Origin of the sequence: Caballeronia sp. Sq4a (assembly GCF_023170545.1) — a bacterium.
Lineage (GTDB): Bacteria > Pseudomonadota > Gammaproteobacteria > Burkholderiales > Burkholderiaceae > Caballeronia.
The window spans coordinates 733,043-748,307 of record NZ_CP084252.1 but is presented as its reverse complement, the minus strand read 5'-3'; the positions used below and the strand labels follow the sequence as shown (position 1 = coordinate 748,307).

Below are 15,265 nucleotides of genomic sequence, written 5' to 3'. Positions count from 1 at the left end.
CCGGCACACTGGTCGGTCGTCATGCCAACGGCATGGCTGGCGTTATCGGTGCTTTCCGCATGTGCAGTGGTAGTCGACATAGCAATGCTCGGACATCGGCAACCGATGGCGATCATGTCCGTGGTATGGCCGTTGACGATGCTGTACTGGGGCCCGATAGGCTTGGTTTTCTATTTCGCGTTCGGTCGCGCGACGCCCGGCGCAAATCAGCGCGAAGCGCCGATGTGGCAAGCCACATTTCTGGGCGCGACGCATTGCGGTGCAGGTTGCGCGTTGGGAGATTTCATTGGGGAATGGCTCGCCTTTCTGCTTGCCTTCAGCATCGCGGGCTCGGAACTGATCGGGCGGCTCGCGCTGGCGTTCGTGCTGGCTTACCTGATCGGCGTGGCTTTCCAGTATTTCTCGATCGCGCCAATGCGAGGCTTTGGCTTTCGCGATGGCGTGATCGCGGCAGTCAAGGCGGACACGCTCTCTCTCGTCGCGTACGAGGTGGGCATGTTCGGCGTGATGATCGCTTTCGCGAAGCTTGCCACGCCGCTCGAGCCGACTGACTCGGCGTACTGGGTGCGCATGCAACTTGCGATGGTGGCGGGCTTCCTGACGACATACCCGGTCAACTACTGGCTCATCCGGCGAGGCATCAAGGAGAAGATGTGATCTGTGTGCGTCGGTTTTTCGTATCTATCTTGCGAACGGGGCTGGCGCTCGCGGTCTCGCTTCGTCAGATCACGGCATTTGCGAACGAGGCAGCGCCCGACACATCCGATTCACTCACGAGCGGACCGACGCCGCTTGCCTACTTCCTTCACAGCAAGGGACCCGCGGCGCATCCCGTCCTGCATCTCGATTGGGTGCTGACGGCGATATGCAGTCTTGTGTGCATCATCATCGCGGTGATGCTGCTGATTGCGACCTTCCGTCACCGCAAGAAAGAAGACCACCGTGCGCTCGGCAAGGGCGGCGGCCTGAGTTTTATCTATGTCGGCACGGCCATATCGACCGTGGCGTTGTTCGGCATCGCCATCTACATGCTGACGGTGCTGGCCGAGGTCGCCGATCCGCCCAAAACGCCGGCTCTCACCGTCACGGTCACCGCTTACGACTGGTGGTGGAAAGTGGACTACGGTCAGGGCCCGAGCGCCTTCACGACCGCGAACGAACTGCATATTCCGGTAGGCGTGCCGGTGCTCGTGCTGCTGAAGAGCGCAGACGTCATTCATGCGTTCTGGGTGCCGCAATTGTCCGGCAAGACGCAGACCATACCCGGCAACACCAACCGTCAGTGGATACAGGCAGACAAGCCCGGCATTTTCCGCGGCCAGTGCACGCAGTACTGCGGCGTGCAACATGCTCACATGGCATTCGAAGTCTATGCGCAGCCGCAAGCCGACTATGACCGATGGTACGCCGCGCAGCAGCGCACAGCAGCCGCGCCGGCCACGACGCAGGCCGTGCACGGCAGGAAGCTCTTCGAGGAACGCTGCGCGGGCTGCCACGCGGTACGCGGCAGCAATGCGGCCGGCGTGCAGGCGCCCGATCTCACGCATGTGCTGTCGCGCCGGCTATTGGCGGCGGGCACGGTCGTCAATACGCCGGAGAATCTGATGGACTGGATTCAGCACGCGCAGGAAATCAAGCCCGGCACGCTCATGCCCGACATGAAGCTTTCGCCCGTTGAATCAGGCGAGCTGTCGGCATACCTCGCTACTCTCAGGTAAGGACAAGACGATGGCCGTGACAGGGGATCGAAGCGCCGGGCACTCGCACCGCGTCGCGTTCAGACGCGAGCCGGAGTTCGGCAGCGTCCCGAAAGGATCGGAAGCCGAGAAGCGGCTGCTCGATCTATGGGAAGGCGAATCGGGATGGCGCGGCTTCATCACGACAGTCGATCACAAGAAGATCGGCCTGCGCTATATCGTGACCGCGTTCGTGTTTCTGCTGTTGGGCGGCGTCGAGGCGCTCATCATGCGCTTGCAACTCGCGCGGCCGAACGAGACGCTCGTCACGCCGGGACAGTTCGCCGAGCTGTTCACGATGCACGGCATCACGATGATCTTTCTCTACGCGCTGCCGGTGCTGAGCGGCTTCGCGAACTTTCTCTGGCCGTTGATGCTGGGCTCGCGCGACATGGCGTTCCCGCGTCTGAACGCGCTTTCGTATTGGGTCTTTCTCTTTGCCGGCATTTTTCTCTATTGCAGCTTTCCGCTCGGCGAAGCGCCTAATGCGGGCTGGTTCAACTATGTGCCGCTTTCGTCGCTCGAATACAGCCGTGGAATAAACATAGACGTCTATTCGCTCGGCATGGTGTTGCTCGGCATTTCCACAACGGTAGGCGCAGTGAATTTCGTTGTGACGCTGTTTCGCATGCGCGCGGTGGGCATGTCGGTGGACCGGCTGCCGATCATCGTATGGGGCACGCTGACCATTTCCTTCGCGAACCTCTTTGCCGTGCCGTCCGTGAGTCTCGCGTTCTTCCTGTTATGGATGGACCGCAACATCGGCACGCATTTCTTCGATGTCGCGAGCGACGGCAGGCCGCTGCTCTGGCAGCACCTTTTCTGGATGTTCGCGCATCCTTGGGTCTATGTCGTCGTGCTGCCCGCGATGGGCATCGTCTCGGATGCATTGCCCACGTTTTGTCGGCGTCCGCTCGTCGGTTACGCGGCAGTGGCCATGTCCACGGTCGCGACGATGATCATCGGATTCGAAGTCTGGATTCATCACATGTTCGCGACCGGCATTCCGCCGCTTGCGCTGGCCTTTTTCGGCGCAGCGAGCGTGCTCATTACGATTCCGAGCGCGGTCGCCGTCTTCGCGTGGATCGCGACGATCTGGACGGGGCGCCCCGTGTTCTCCACGCCGTTCCTCTATTTCGCGAGCTTCGTGCTGATGTTCGTGATCGGCGGCGTGTCGGGCGTGATGACCGCAGCGGTGCCGCTCGACTGGCAACTCACTGATACTTACTTCGTCGTCGCGCATCTTCATTACGTGCTGCTCGGCATCAACGTATTCCCGGTATTCGGCGGCATAACTTATTGGTTCCCGAAATTCACCGGGCGTCTGATGAGCGAGCGCTGGGGCAAGATCGCGTTCTGGATCATTCTCGTCGGCTTCAATGTCGGCTTCTTCCCGATGCATATTTCGGGGCTGCTCGGCATGCCGCGGCGCATTTATACGTATCCGGAAGGCATGGGATGGGACACCTCCAATCTCATTACGACGATCGGCTCTTTCATCTTCGCCATCGGCGTCGGCATCTTTCTGGTCAATGCACTCATTTCGGCGAAGCGAGGAAAGAAGGCGCCGCAGAATCCCTGGGATGCGCCGGGCCTGGAATGGTCGACTGACTCGCCGCCCGCGGCCTACAACTTCGCGGTGCTGCCGATTGTCGAGTCGCGGCATCCTATGTGGGAAGATCGCTTGCAACCCAAAGGGCGGCAGTCGAGCCTGAAGTCCGGTTATCTGCTGCATCAGGGACGCGAGGCGCTCGGCGTGCATCCGTTCAACGGCAAGCCCGACGCGATACTCAAGATGCCGGAGGACGCATGGTCGCCATTCCTGCTGGCTCTTTTCGCTGCGCTGTGTTTCGCGGCGCTGCTGCTTCGCTCGCCGTGGTTAACTGCTCTCATGGTCGCGGGTTGCGGTGCGACGCTGGTGGCATGGATGTGGCCGCGCCGCTCGCTCGGGCAACGCGAACCGCCGACGCCTGAAGAAACCATTCCGGCGCAGACCGCGAAGAAGAACGACGTGCTGCCTGTCGGAAGCACGGGCGAGCATTCGGGCGGATGGTGGGGTGTGATCGCACTGGTCGCCACCGAAGCGAGTCTCTTCGGCTATCTCATCTTCTGCTATTTCTATTCGCAGTCGCAAACCACGTTGCCGTGGCCGCCCGAGGGCATGCCGAAGATCGGCACCGGCGCGACGGCTACGGGCGTGCTCATCATGAGTAGCGTGCTGGCGTGGATGTCGGAGCGAACGCTCAAGAAGGGCAAGCGCTGGCCGGCATTCGCGTGGATGCTCGGCGCCATTGCGCTCGGCTGCGTGTTCTCCGGCATGCAGTTGAAGGAATGGCACGACCATCCTTACGGCATCACGGCGCATCTCTATGGCTCGCTGTATTTCACGATCACCGGCTTTCACATGGCGCACGTCATGGTCGGCATCGTGATTCTCGTGTTGCTCGCCGTGTGGATCGCGCTCGGCTATTTCGACGAGGAACGCAATGCACCGATGCGTATCGGCGGCTTGTACTGGCACTTCGTCGACGTGGTGTGGCTCTTCATCTTCACGTCGCTCTACGTGACGCCTTTCTGGATGCGGGGTCACTGATGCAAACGTCCGCGCTGCCCGAGCAGCATCTCACGAAAGAAGAAAAGCGACGTCTCGTCGTCTGCGCGTGCGCGGGCTTTTTCCTCTCGCCGGGCGCGTGGCTGCTGCAGGTGATGATCTCCGAGACCATCTCGGCGCAGGCCTGCTATGCCGAGTCGATTCGTCGGGCGGAGCCGGTTTTCAGGCACTTTCATGCGTGGCTGTACGGTACGTCGGCTGCGGCTGTGATCGTGTCGCTTGTCTGTGCAAGCATGGCGGTCTACGGCTTTCGCTTCTTGCAGAAGAAAGAGCAGCAGGCCAAAGCGAGCGCTTCTTCGTCGGATAAGCCTTCGCGCTTCGAAGAACAGCTGGCCCGCAAGCGCTTCATTGCGCTGTGCAGTGCGTTGATCGGCTGTCTCTTCGTCCTCGCGCTGGTCTTCACCATTCTGGCCGAAGTGTTCCTCGATTCCTGCAATCAATGGCATTGAAATGAACGCGACGAGTTTAAAAAACCACATCGCCGCTGCACTGATGCCAGTCGTGCTCGCCACCCTGGGCGCATGCAGTGGCCGGGCGAACGACAATCTTCCCGACAACGTCACGGCGCAGTCGCCGATGACCAGCTCGCCGCAATTGATCGCTCGCGGCGAATACCTCGCGAAAGCGGGCGATTGCAGCGCGTGTCACGACGCGGCCGATCACACGCCGCTTGCCGGTGGCATGCCGGTGAACTCACCGTTCGGCCCGATCTATGCGAGCAACATCACGCCGGACCCGACCTTGGGTATCGGACGCTATACGCTGAAGGAGTTCTCGGACGCGATTCGCTATGGAAAGCGCCGCGACGGCAAGCGGCTTTATCCGGCCATGCCGTATCCGTCGCTCGCCAACATGACGGATGACGACGTCACCGCGCTCTATGCGTATCTGATGCATGGCGTGAAGCCGAGCGCGAAGCGCGCGCCGGAAACGCATCTGCCTTTTCCGTTCAATCAGCGATGGGGCATGTTGTTCTGGAGCTGGGCATTCGGGAATCGCGACCAGTACGAGCCCGATCCGAAGCGCAGCGCGCAATGGAATCGCGGCGCGTACCTGGTGCAGGGATTGGGGCATTGCGGCGCGTGCCATACGCCGCGCGGTCCCGCTTACAACGAGCTCGGCTACAGTGAAAAGTCGCCGTGGTATCTCACGAGCGGCGTTAACGATCACTGGCTTGCACCTAACCTTACCGGCGATCCGGGCAGCGGACTAGGACGCTGGACTGCGCAGGACATCGTCGATTTTCTGCGTACCGGTCACGGCGCAGGCGCGATTGCTTTCGGGGCCATGGCGCCGGTCATCGGGGACAGCACGCAGTACATGACCGATGCCGACCTGCATGCGATCGCCACTTATCTCAAGTCACTGCCTCCTCAGCAGACCTACGGCAGTTACGCCAACAACGAGCACGCGAAGGTGCAGACGGCGCGCAGCATTCAGACTGGCGAAGTCGAGCGTCCCGGCGCGGGCGTCTATCTGTCGTTCTGCGCGCGCTGTCATCAGGCGGACGGCAAGGGTCAGCCTGGCAAGGTGGCCGCGCTGGCCGGCAACCCGCTCGTGCTGGCAGAAGATCCGACATCGGTCATGCGCATCGTGATCGAGGGCAGCAAGAGCCCGGAGACGGACACAGGGCCTGCGCCGCAGAAGATGCCGGGCTTTCATGGCCAACTGACGAGCGCTCAAATCGCTCAGGTCGTCAGCTTCGTTCGTGGCACATGGGGCAATCATGCGGCGCCGGTCTCGGACCGCGAAGTGGAGCGCCTTCGCTCGAAGATCCATCAATGAGAAGCGGCCCGCGTGCGCAGTAACGCACGCGGGCCGGCAGCGGGTCGCTCAGATGAGCGACGCGTGAATCAAACGGGATTCAAACAATGCGCACCGGAATCGACTTCGCGCCCGGCACCTTGCTCTCTTCAGCGTAATGCCATAGCGGCAGCAATACATTGCACTCCGGGTAATAGCCGCCGATGCAGCCTTCGGGAATCGCATACGCCTTGATTTTCAGCCCCGACAGCCGGCGGTCGATGCCGTCGTCTGCAATGGTCTGCAAGGTGATTTCCTGGCCTTCCTTCAGATGATGCTTGGCGATGTCGGCCTCGTTCATCAGGATGACCATGCGGGAATCCTTCACGCCTCTGAACCGGTCGTCGAGGTTATAGATGGTCGTGTTGAACTGGCTGTCGCTGCGCAAGGTCATGAGCCGCAATGCTTCCGGCGCCTTCTCGGGCATGTCAGGGTCCTCGACGAGCGAGTTCGGCGTCATGAATTCCGCTTTGCCCGATTTCGTTTGCCAGACCCGTTCGCAAGCGGGCAGCGGCCGATGAAAGCCGCCCGGCTCCCACATGCGTTCGTTGAAGTCATGGAACGTCTCGGGATACGTCGTCGCAATCTCGTTTCGGACGAGCGAATAGTCGTCGCTCCACGCATCCCAGTCGACTGTCGAACGCGAGCCGAGCGTCGCCTTCGCGATGCCCGCGACGATGAATTGCTCCGCGCGCGCCTTCTCGCTCGCGGGTTCGGTCACGCCTTTCGAGCCGTGCATGCAGCCCGTGCTGTCTTCCATCGAGACCGCCTGTTCGCCCAGTCGCGTGCGATGAAACTCGATACGGCTCAGGCACGGCAGCACGTACGATATCTCGCCGTGCACGAGGTGACTGCGATTGAGCTTCGTGGCCACGTTGATCGTAAGGCGCAGGCTCGACCACGCGGGCTCCGTCTGCAAGCGGTCCGGCACCGAACGCACGAGATTGCCGCCGAGATTGAAGACCGCCTTCACTTTGCCCTTCACCATCGCCTCGAATGCTTCGACGGTATTCATGCCTTTCTTTCGCGGCGGCTCGAAGGAGAACTGCTTCGCGAGCTGATCGAGCGGCGCGAGTTCGGGTTTCTCCGTAATGCCGACCGTGCGTTGCCCCTGCACGTTGGAATGGCCGCGTATCGGCGAAGGCCCAGCACCCGGCTTGCCGACGTTGCCGCGCAGAAAGAGCAGGTTGCAGAGCATGCGTACGTTCTGCACGCCGAGCCTGTGCTGCGTGAGTCCCATGCCGTAGTGCGCCATCACGGCCTTGGCTTTCATGTACTCATTGGCCGCTTCGAGCAGCGCCGAGCGCGGCAGTCCGCTGATTCGTTCGATCTCGCTCCATTCGGTTCGACGCGCGCAGGCCGCGAATTCTTCGAAGCCGGTCGTGTGTTCCTCGATGAACGCGACATCGATCATGCGTTCCGTGCCTTCGGCCTGCGCGCGGTCGTCGGCTTCGATCACTGCCTTGCAGATGCCGAGAATGGCTGCCGTATCGCCGCCGGTCTTCAACTGATGGTATTGCGTGCTGATCTGCGTTTCCTTGGGCGTCAGCATCTCCACGGGCGACTGAGGATTCGCGAAGGAGACGAGACCCGGCTCGCGAAGCGGATTGAACGTGATGATCGGCACTCCGCGTTTGCGCGCGTCCTGCAACTGGTGCAGCATGCGCGGGCTATTCGTGCCGACGTTCTGGCCGAAGAAGAACATGAGATCCGTCTTCTCGAAGTCTTCGAGCGTGATGGTCCCGACGCCGACACCGATCGCTTCCTTGAGACCGACGCTCGAACTCTCGTGACACATGTTCGAGCTGTCCGGCAGATTGTTGTTGCCGTACATGCGCGCGAAAAGCTGGTACATGTATGCGGTTTCGAGCGAGGCGCGCCCTGACGCGTAGAAGACGACGGTCTCCGGGTCCAGCGCGTTCAGCTCCTTGCCGATCTCGTCGAAGGCCTGCTGCCAGGTGACTTCCACGTACTTGTCCGTGGCTGCGTCGTAGCGCATGGGCGCGGTCAATCGTCCTGCTTCTTCGAGGTCGTGATCGTGCCAGTTGAGCAATTGCTTAACGGTGTGCAGTTCGAAGAACTCGGGCGTCATTCGCTTGGCGGTCGTATCCCAGGCAGTCGCCTTCGCGCCGCTTTCGCAGAATTCGAACGTATGCGGATCGGCGGGCTTCGCCCATGAGCAGCTCACGCACATGAAGCCGTCGGGCTTGTTCTGCTTGAGCAGGATCGCGCTGTCCTTGATCGGCACTTTCTCCTGCATGAGGATCGTGGCGACTGCTTTCATCGATCCCCACCCGCCAGAAGCGAAAGGATACGATGGGTTCTTGGCTTCTTTGCTCATCTGCGCGCTCCTGGGGGACCAATATCACGTCGTGACATAAGCAAGCGTCGTTCCGCAACGCGGTCCGCGCAAGCCGTTCGCATTCGTCGTCTATTACTTCGTTTTCTGCTTCGACACGCTGATTTTTCCGCTGGGTTCGAGCGTGATCTTCTGCACGTCTTTCACGTCGTCGACGCCGTTCTCGCTCAGCGCCTCGTTGATGTCATTCTCGGACACGCCGTATCGCATGAGCGCTTTTTCGCATGGCTTGCCCTGAGAGAACAGCGTAGTGGGACTGCCCTCCGCAATGAACGTCCACAGCCGGTAGCGCGAGGCAAGATGCGCGACCACCCAGTGCGCCGCGATCATGAAAGCCGTTGCGACGAGCGTGCCGGTGAGCGGCGCGTTTCCGGTGACGGCGCGGCTCAAGTTGGACCCGACGATGATCGCCACGACGATATCGAGGGCCGCCCATCGTCCGAAGATTCTGCGCCCGGCGACTCTCACGAGAAACAATCCCCAGCAAAATACGATCGCCGCCCGTGCGCATTCCTGAAGCACCGTGACGTGTCCCTGCGTGCCGAAGATTTCCTTGAGTAGATTCATTGTCGTCTACAGTTCGCCGCGTGCCGCAAGCGCCTCGATCCTGTCGGCGGTGCGCATGGCGATGGCCTGTATCGTCAAAGAAGGGTTCACGCCGCCCACTGTCGGAAACACCGAGCCGTCGCATATCCAGAGATTGTCGATGTCCCAGCTTCGGCAGTCCGCGTTGACGACGCTCGTCGCGGGATCGTCGCCCATGCGCGCGGTGCCGTTCAGATGGCACGTGTCGTCGGTTTCGCGCCAGACATCGCGCGCGCCGGCCGCTTCGAGCGCGACACTCATGAAGTCGAGCGAATGCGCGACGAGACGCTTGTCGTTATCGCACAGCGAATACGTCACGCGCGCGACCGGCAAACCGTACTGGTCTTTTTCATCGGCGAGCGTCACGCGGTTGCGCTCTTGCGGCATGGTCTCGCCGACGATCTTCAACCCCGCCTGATGGTTGTACTTCTGCATTTCGTCGAGCAACTGTTGGCCCCACAGGCCGCGCCCGTTTTGCACGGACGCCCACGCTACAGGCAACGGGCCCTGACTCATGTAGCAATAGCCGCCGAAGAAGTCCTTGCCCTTGTCCTCGTAATTCCAGTGCTCGGTGAGCGCAAGCGAAGGCGGGCCCTTGTACCAGCGCACTTCTTCTTCCATCGTTCCCCAGACGGCCTGATTCATCTGCACCATGAGGTTCTTGCCGACGAGGCCGGAACTGTTCGCGAGGCCATCGGGATAGCGGTCCGTCGCGGACATCAAGAGCAGGCGCGGCGTTTCGATCGCATAGCCCGCCACCACGACATGGCGCGCGCGCTGGAACTGCCATTGCCCTTCGCGCATGTATTCGACGCCCGTCGCGCGTCCGTCGTCGCCCATCACGATACGCCCGACCATCGCGAGGTCGCGAATCTCCGCGCCTGCGCGCACGGCCCGCGGTATCCACGTGACGAGCGCGCTCTGCTTCGCGTTGGTCGCGCAACCCGACACGCAGAAGCCGCGATACACGCACGGGTGCGCTTCGCCGCGCGGCGCCGAGACGGTGGCGAGCGGCGTCGGCGACCAGTCGATGCCGAGCGCCTCGCAGCCGCGCGCGAGCACGAGCGCGGCGGCGTTCAGCTCATGCGGCCGATACGGATAGCGCGGACGTTTCGGTCCCCACGGATAGTTCACCGGTCCCGCGATCTTCAGCGCGTCTTCCACCTGCGCGTAGTAGTGCCACATCTCGCGCCAGTCCACCGGCCAGTCTGCGCCGTAGCCGAGCAGCGTGCGCGACTTGAACCACTCCGGCCGGAAGCGCAGCGAGACCATCGCGAAGTGAACGGTGCTGCCGCCCACTGCTTTTCCGCTGTTGTTGTTGCCAAGCTTGAGCGGGTTCTCGCCGTCGCAGATGCGGTCGTCGGTCCAGAAGAGCTTGCCCTGATGCGTCTCGTCGGATGCGAACTCTTCGAGCGGACGCCACCACGCGCCGGCATCGAACGCGACCACTTTGAAGCCTTTTTCCGCGAGACGACACGCGAGCGTGCCGCCGCCCGCGCCCGTGCCGACGATCGCGAAATCGACCGCTTCGTCTTGCGGATATTCGCGCATCGGAACCCATGCGCCGGGGTGGAATACGTCGGGCGCGCGCCCGTTCTTGCCGCGCGGAAAGTGCTGGGCGTCCTTCGGCGATTCAGCGGACACGGGCGTTCTCCTTGCGTGCATCGTCTTCGTGGCCGGGCTTTGCTTCGGCGGCTTCCCACGGATCGCGCCGGTTGGCGACCATGCGCACGTAGCCGCGAGGATTGGCCGGGCCGCCGAAGCCGATCTCGCTCCATGCATGCGGATGCGCGTAATACATCCCGCAGATGTCGTGCAGCACGCGCTCCGCGAAAAATAGCGCGGGCGGCATGCCTTGCCACTCCGGGCCGTCGAGCTTGCCGTGCTGCATGTCGTCGATCAGTGCGCGCCGCGCATGGTCGTCGATGCTCGCGAACGGCAGTTCATGGCGCGCGCGGCTTTCGGCATCGAGCGCATGCAGGCCGATGCGCCAGGCATCGCGCATCGGCGGCAGGCGCGCGTCGCGATAGCCGTCGCCGGTGTTCTCAGCGAGGCGCGCATCGACGAGCGAAGCCACCGGCACGGCGGGCCGCTCGCGGTCCTGCGGCACGATGCACGCGCACAACGCACAGAGCGCGCGCCATTCGACGGCATCGAAAAACATCGGGCCTTGCGGCGTGGCGAGCCGCTTGTCGATGACCTGGCGCGTCACGTCGTCCCACGAGGGCGTGTCGCGCTTGTTCATCACGTCATAGTCCGGATAGCGGGGCAGCGTGGTCATTTTTCGGTCTCCCGCAGTCGAAGCGCGGCGAGGCCCGCGAGCGCGAGCGCGGAAAAACCCGGCGGCGCGGGCAGCGGCGGCCCGTTGAACAGGTTCTGGCTCCAGTTGCGCCAGCCGCCGCGATTGCGCGCGACGCCGCGTGCATGAAAGCCGACGCCGATGAAGCCGAGCGCCGTCGTGATGCGCAGCCACAGCCGCGTGAGCGGGCGTTCGCGCGGCGCGGCGAGCGCGGTGTTCAGAAGCAGCGCGGACGCGACCGGCGGAATGACGATCGGCGCATACATGACCGGGTTCTGGAACGAGCCGCGAAAATGCAGCAGCGCGACTTCGCCGAGCGTGCCGACGAGCCCCGCGCTGGTGACGAGCGCGAGCGCCTGTCCGGCCGGCATGCCGAAAAGGCGCGGCTCGTGCGCGGGCTCGTCGCGCAATCGTTCGGACACCGCGCCGAGCGCGCCCGAAAGCAGCAGCGCGGTGGGCGCGCCGATGGGCGCGGCATAGAAGAGGTTGTGCCAGCTCCATCCGCCGGGACGCTTCGTGATGTTGTACAGATGGAATCCGGTCCCCGCGATGCCCGCGAGCGCCGCGCCGATATACACCGAATCTCGCACGGGATGCCGTGCCGGCTCGCGGTCCGATCCGCCGTGCAGTCCGGCGAGCAGCGAGAGCGTCGAGACGACGAGCGGCGTGTACATGGCCGGGTTGTCGAAGGAGCCGCGATAGTGCTCCATCGCGCTATCCGCGAGGACGGAAAGCGCGAGCAGCGCCGAGCTGTGATTGAACGTGCGCGCCGTGTCGATGTGCGTCTGTTTCTTCGAGCGATGCGTTTCGCGCGTGCCGAGCCGCGCGACGGCAAGTCCCGCCGCCGCGACGCCGCAGCCGATGGCGATGTCGATCATTCTGGTTTGCGTCATGTTGAAGTCGAATGCCGTTCGTTCTAAACCGCATACCGGTGAGCGTCCGCATGCCTGAAATCGAGCCCGCAGCCCGGCCGCGACCAGTCCGGCGCAATGGCGCCTTCGTGCGCGCGCGGGGCGCCGTCGAACAGCATCGACTCGATGCGAACGTGATCGTGAAACCATTCCTGATGCCGCAAGCGGGGCGCGGCGCAGGCTGCATGCAGATGCAGCGCGGGCGCGCAATGCGCCGACAGCGGCACATGAAAGGCATCGCACAGCGCGGCCACGCGCAAGAATCCCGTGACGCCGCCGCAGCGCGTGAGATCGGCTTGCAGCACATCGACGGCTTGATGCGCGACCAGCGCGCGGAAGTCGTCGAGCGTGTAGCCGTATTCGCCCGCAGCCAGTTCCATGTGCGCGGGCAGCGCGTCTCTCAGCAACGCGAGGCCTGTGATATCGTCCGATGACACCGGCTCTTCGAACCATTCCACGCCGTATCGCGCGAACTGCTCCGCATAGAACAGCGCCTGCTTGCGATCGAATGCGCCGTTCGCATCGACGAAAAGGCCCGTTGCATCCCCGATGGCTTCACGTGCCACCCCCACGCGATGCGGATCACGCGAAGGCTCCGTGCCGATCTTGATCTTGACCCAGCGGCATCCGTCTTCGTGCACCCAGCCGCCGAGTTGCGCGCGAATCTCATCGTCCGTGTAGGTCGTGAACCCGCCGCTGCCGTAGATGGGAACGCGGTCGCGCATGGCCCCGAGCAAACGCGCGAGCGGCATGTCGAGCAGGCGCGCCTTCACATCCCAGAGCGCGCAGTCCAGCGCGGAGATGGCGCTGGCCGCGAGCCCCGAACGCCCGATGTTGCGCACGCGCTGCTGCATCCGCAGCCAGAGCGCATCGATATTCCACGCGTCTTCGCCGATGAGCGTCGGCGCGAGCGTCGCTTCGACGAGCTTCGCCGCGCTCGCATCGTTATACGTGTAGCCGAGGCCCGTCTTGCCCGCTGCGCTGACCTCGGCGACGACGAGCGTCGTCGAGGTCCACGCATAGGTGCCGTCTGCTTCGGGACGATCGGTCGGGATCGTATAGGCGCGTGCTCGAACGGCTTCGATCGGCGCTTCGCGTTTGGTCAGATGCATGGCGCGGCCCCATCTACTCGTCCTTGTGCCCCGGCAGCACCGCGCCCAAAACCTGCTTCGCCGTATCGACGATGATGCTGCGTTCGTTCGGATCGCCTTCGAAGAGCGTCGTCGCGAAGGCCTTCGCCTGTTGCAGCGTGATGTGCGGCGGCAGCGGCGCGATGTTCGGGTCCGCCTTCACTTCGATCACGACAGGCCGGTCCGATGCCAATGCGTCGTCCCAGACGGCGGCCATGCGCTCGGCGTCGTCCACATAGAAGCCGCGCAAGCCGATCAACTCTGCGAAGCGGTGATACGGCACGGACGGAATGTTCTGCGACGCCTCGAACTTCGGGTCGCCGTTCATCACGCGTTGCTCCCACGTGACCTGATTCAGGTCTTCGTTGTTGAGCACCATGCAAATCCAGCGCGGATCGGACCATTGCTTCCAGTACTTCGCGACCGTGATGAGCTCGGCCATGTTGTTCATCTGCATGGCGCCGTCGCCGACGAGCGCGATCACGGGCCGCTCCGGATGCGCGAACTTCGCCGCGATCGCATACGGCACCGCCGCGCCCATCGAAGCGAGGCCGCCGGACAGCGAGCACATCATGCCGCGCTTGACCTTCAGATCACGCGCGTACCAGTTTGCACAGGACCCCGAATCACTTGTGACGATGGCGTTAGCCGGCACGCGCGGCGACAGTTCCCACACCGTGCGCTGCGGATTCACGCCTGTCGTAGCCGGCTCCAGCGCGCGCTTTTCGAGCTTCTTCCACCAATCGGCCATCCAGCCTTCGATGCCTTCGCGCCAGGCGCGATCCGTCTTGTGTTGCAGCATCGGCAAGAGCGCGCGCAGCGTTTCGGCGCTATCGCCGACGAGATTGACTTCCATCGGATAGCGGATGGAGAGCATGTCCGCCTTCAGGTCGATCTGCACGCCGCGCGCCGCGCCTTCCTTCGGCAGGAACTCCGAGTATGGAAAGCCCGAGCCGATCATGAGCAGCGTGTCGCATTCGGTCATCATCTTGTAGCTCGGCTCCGTCCCGAGCAGACCGATGGAGCCGGTCACGAAGGGCAAATCGTCGGGCAGCGCGGCCTTGCCGAGCAGCGCCTTCGCGACGCCCGCGCCGAGCTTTTCGGCGACGGCGATGACTTCGTCCGTGGCTTGCAGCGCGCCTGCGCCGACGAGGATCGCGACCTTCTTGCCCGCGTTGAGGACGTCGGCGGCGCGTTGCAGATCGTCGGCGTAGGGCACCGTCTTCGGCGCGCGATAACCGACGCCCGAATGCACGGTGCCGTGCTTGCGGCCGGGCGGTTCGTAATCGAGGTCTTGCAGATCGTTCGGCAGGATGAGCGCCGTCACCCTGCGCTCGCCGAGCGCGGTGCGAATCGCGCGATCGACCAGATGTCGGATTTGCGAAGGCACGCTCGCCTGCTGCACGAAGGCGCCCGCGACGTCTTTGAACATCGCGGACAGATCGAGCTCTTGTTGATAGTGACCGCCGAGCGAAGCGCGCGCCTGTTGTCCGCAAATGGCGAGTACCGGCATGTGATCCATGCGGGCATCGTAGAGACCGGTGAGCAGGTGCGAGGCGCCCGGTCCCGAAGTCGCGATGCACACGCCGAGTTCGCCCGTGAACTTCGCGTGCGCGGACGCCATGAAGGCGGCCATTTCCTCGTGGCGCGCCTGAATGAATTCGATCTTTCCGTTGGCGCGGTTCAGCGCGCCGAATACGCCGTTGATGCCGTCGCCGGGATAGCCGTAAATGCGGCGCACGCCCCAGGCGTAGAGGCGGTCGACAAGGAAGTCACCCACCGTCGGGCTCGTCATTTGATTCTCCGGGATAAAGATGCGATCGGTGTCACC

Annotated in this window: 12 protein-coding genes; 5 read left to right on the top strand and 7 right to left on the bottom strand. The window is 63.2% G+C overall.

Annotation, left to right across the window (positions count from 1 at the left end; all coding sequences use genetic code 11):
• Window positions 1–114: 114 nt before the first annotated feature.
• From LDZ24_RS22950 to LDZ24_RS22930, 5 genes are read left to right on the top strand one after another with little or no spacing between them, the layout of a single operon-like run.
• Window positions 115–657, top strand: a complete 543-nt coding sequence (locus tag LDZ24_RS22950; RefSeq protein WP_248323517.1) for a DUF4396 domain-containing protein — start codon at window positions 115–117, stop codon at window positions 655–657.
• Between the two features lie 5 nt (window positions 658–662).
• Window positions 663–1,718, top strand: a complete 1,056-nt coding sequence (gene coxB, locus LDZ24_RS22945; RefSeq protein ID WP_248323516.1) for a cytochrome c oxidase subunit II — start codon at window positions 663–665, stop codon at window positions 1,716–1,718.
• A gap of 10 nt (window positions 1,719–1,728) precedes the next feature.
• Window positions 1,729–4,329 (top strand): cytochrome c oxidase subunit I, encoded by a 2,601-nt coding sequence (gene ctaD, locus LDZ24_RS22940; RefSeq protein WP_248323515.1) that lies wholly within the window; start codon window positions 1,729–1,731, stop codon window positions 4,327–4,329.
• Window positions 4,329–4,796, top strand: a complete 468-nt coding sequence (locus LDZ24_RS22935) for a hypothetical protein (protein ID WP_175943486.1) — start codon at window positions 4,329–4,331, stop codon at window positions 4,794–4,796. The genes ctaD and LDZ24_RS22935 overlap by 1 nt, the downstream gene beginning before the upstream one ends.
• A gap of 43 nt (window positions 4,797–4,839) precedes the next feature.
• Entirely contained in the window at window positions 4,840–6,132 is a 1,293-nt protein-coding gene (locus LDZ24_RS22930; protein ID WP_371747494.1) for a cytochrome c, read from the top strand.
• A 79-nt stretch (window positions 6,133–6,211) separates the two neighbouring features.
• Here the strand turns inward: LDZ24_RS22930 and LDZ24_RS22925 are convergent, their stop codons facing one another.
• The 7 genes from LDZ24_RS22925 to LDZ24_RS22895 form a co-directional block, all read right to left on the bottom strand.
• Window positions 6,212–8,491 carry an FdhF/YdeP family oxidoreductase gene (locus LDZ24_RS22925; RefSeq protein ID WP_248323513.1) on the bottom strand — a complete coding sequence of 760 codons (2,280 nt, stop codon included), beginning with the start codon at window positions 8,489–8,491 and terminating at the stop codon, window positions 6,212–6,214.
• A gap of 93 nt (window positions 8,492–8,584) precedes the next feature.
• Window positions 8,585–9,076 (bottom strand): DUF421 domain-containing protein, encoded by a 492-nt coding sequence (locus LDZ24_RS22920; RefSeq protein ID WP_248323512.1) that lies wholly within the window; start codon window positions 9,074–9,076, stop codon window positions 8,585–8,587.
• 6 nt (window positions 9,077–9,082) lie between these two features.
• A complete protein-coding gene (locus LDZ24_RS22915) occupies window positions 9,083–10,759 on the bottom strand; it encodes a GMC family oxidoreductase (protein ID WP_248323511.1) in 1,677 nt (558 codons plus the stop codon).
• On the bottom strand, window positions 10,728–11,375 hold the full coding sequence (locus LDZ24_RS22910; protein ID WP_248323510.1) for a gluconate 2-dehydrogenase subunit 3 family protein: 648 nt from the start codon (window positions 11,373–11,375) through the stop codon (window positions 10,728–10,730). The genes LDZ24_RS22915 and LDZ24_RS22910 overlap by 32 nt, the downstream gene beginning before the upstream one ends.
• Window positions 11,372–12,286 (bottom strand): hypothetical protein, encoded by a 915-nt coding sequence (locus LDZ24_RS22905; protein ID WP_248323509.1) that lies wholly within the window; start codon window positions 12,284–12,286, stop codon window positions 11,372–11,374. Before LDZ24_RS22905 ends, LDZ24_RS22910 begins: the two co-directional genes overlap by 4 nt.
• Before the next feature lie 23 nt (window positions 12,287–12,309).
• Window positions 12,310–13,416 carry an enolase C-terminal domain-like protein gene (locus LDZ24_RS22900; RefSeq protein WP_248323508.1) on the bottom strand — a complete coding sequence of 369 codons (1,107 nt, stop codon included), beginning with the start codon at window positions 13,414–13,416 and terminating at the stop codon, window positions 12,310–12,312.
• 13 nt (window positions 13,417–13,429) lie between these two features.
• A complete protein-coding gene (locus LDZ24_RS22895; protein WP_248323507.1) occupies window positions 13,430–15,229 on the bottom strand; it encodes a thiamine pyrophosphate-requiring protein in 1,800 nt (599 codons plus the stop codon).
• Window positions 15,230–15,265: the final 36 nt, after the last annotated feature.